Origin of the sequence: Silvimonas sp., assembly GCF_031291215.1 — a bacterium.
Lineage (GTDB): Bacteria > Pseudomonadota > Gammaproteobacteria > Burkholderiales > Chitinibacteraceae > Silvimonas > Silvimonas soli.
Window position 1 is genome coordinate 1 of record NZ_JARLJK010000097.1, and the last position, 1,796, is coordinate 1,796.

The following is a 1,796-nucleotide window of genomic DNA, read 5'->3' on the forward strand; positions in this document are numbered from 1 at the left end:
GCACGGCGGCAGTTTGAAGAGATCGCACAGGCCACGATAAGCAAGGCCCTTGCCGAAGGCCGGTCGATCAGCCTTGAAATGGTCGATATCGACCACTTCAAGCGGGTCAACGACGAGTTCGGTCATCTCAAGGGGGATGAAGTCCTTCGTCACGTTGGCCGTATCCTGCGCAACTCGGTGCGAGGCAACGACATGGTATTTCGCTATGGTGGCGAGGAATTTGTCATCCTGTGCGAAGGGATGACGCACGAAGCGGCCATCGCCCATGCGCACCGGGTCAAACTGGCCATCCCCAGCGAATTGGAAGTCGCCTGCGGCATACCGACGACCATCAGCATCGGTGTCGCCACGGCCCCTGCCGACGGCGAACACCTGCTACAGATCCTCGAGTGCGCGGATAGTCGCCTTTACGCTGCAAAGCGTGCCGGCCGGAACTCGGTCGCCAGTGGGTTGCGTGTTGAGCTGACACCACAAGCCGCCTGACTGCACATTCCGACGCCCGAAGTGCGATTGAACTTTGCCATCCTCGATCATGCATTTGCCGACAGCGGATCTGTGCCTTCGCTCAAGATAGCAAGGTAGCTTCGATACCCGAAGACGCGGCCTCGCTTGCGTCCGGTCGATTGGGTGCCTTCGATCTGCGAGGACAGCACGGCTTCCTTGCGCACATACATGTACAGGAACAGTTCCTGGCGCGGGAGCAGCATGGTGATGCCATCAAGACGGCCCGGCACACGTTCCGCATGGCTCAAGCGATCGAGCAGCCCAAGGATGTCGATCGGGGGTAATGGAGGCAAGGCCGGAGGTACGAAGGCCCGCACCATTTCGCCAGCGACAGGCGTTTCGACAAAGCGGCCAAGCCGCTGACTGGTTGCGGATTCGGACATCCCTGGTTGATGCCCGGGCATGCTTATTAAAGCAGCAAGGCGGTTTTTTTTATAGTGCCGGTTCGAATGTAAGCAGCCTTAATTAGCGGCGGAAGCCGTGCAAAGACGCGATCACGATCCCCGCCCAGCAGGCCGCGCGGCATGTGGCGGGCCTGGCCCGCCACTACGCCGCGTGCCTCCAGCAACGGTGAAAAGAAGAAGGACGCCGCGCGGGGTGCGCGGCGCCCTCCGATGCGTCAGGCGATGCGTCAGGCGACGACGCGTTGGTGGCGGATGGCGAAGGCGTGGTTGGGCACGTTCGCCTCCCAGCAGGTTCGACTGGATGGCCGGTCGGGTAGCTTGAACACTGGCTCCACCGCGTCCGCGCGCAGATATTTGCGGATCGTGTTGCGCGACAAGCCGGTTCGTCGCTTGATCTCGCGAATGGCCATGCCTTGCCGAAAATGCCAGCGGCGGATCACACTGAGTAGGTCCATGTCGATCACTCCGATGCCTCCCGACTGTCTGCCGGGGGCGAGGAAAGCATGGGTCAATTCTCAGTGATAATTTCTGCCCCTCCCGGGTCAATTCTCCGCGCTACTCAACACTACCAGACGTTTTCGACCGGATTTCGGTTGGGACATCTGGGCAGTAGCTGCAAGCAGGGATATTGGCGGGCAATTTCCGCCAAACGTGGCCATCAGGCCTGATCGAGCATCAAAACGGCATTGCCGCCTGAGGCGACATGGGACCAATTTTCTCAAAATGCATCTTCACGCTCACCATCTTACCTCGGCACGCAGCCCGGGATCAGCATCACAGAGCGTCAGATGTGCGCCGTGCAGTTCCGCAATCGCTGCGGCGAGTGCCAAGCCCAGCCCTGCTCCCGGATTGGACCGACTGGCCTCAAGGCGATAAAATCGCTTGAGC

Annotated in this window: 2 protein-coding genes and 1 pseudogene; 1 reads left to right on the forward strand and 2 read right to left on the reverse strand. The window is 60.4% G+C overall.

The window, feature by feature from the left end:
* Positions 1–483: GGDEF domain-containing protein (locus tag P4L78_RS10625; protein ID WP_309328040.1), on the forward strand; the 483-nt coding region annotated here is incomplete at its 5' end.
* A 47-nt stretch (positions 484–530) separates the two neighbouring features.
* Here P4L78_RS10625 and P4L78_RS10630 read toward each other — a convergent pair.
* Positions 531–887, reverse strand: a complete 357-nt coding sequence (locus P4L78_RS10630; RefSeq protein ID WP_309328042.1) for a Fic/DOC family N-terminal domain-containing protein — start codon at positions 885–887, stop codon at positions 531–533.
* A gap of 320 nt (positions 888–1,207) precedes the next feature.
* Positions 1,208–1,363, reverse strand: a pseudogene (locus P4L78_RS10635) (IS21 family transposase); the annotation flags it as partial.
* Between the last annotated feature and the right edge of the window lie 433 nt (positions 1,364–1,796).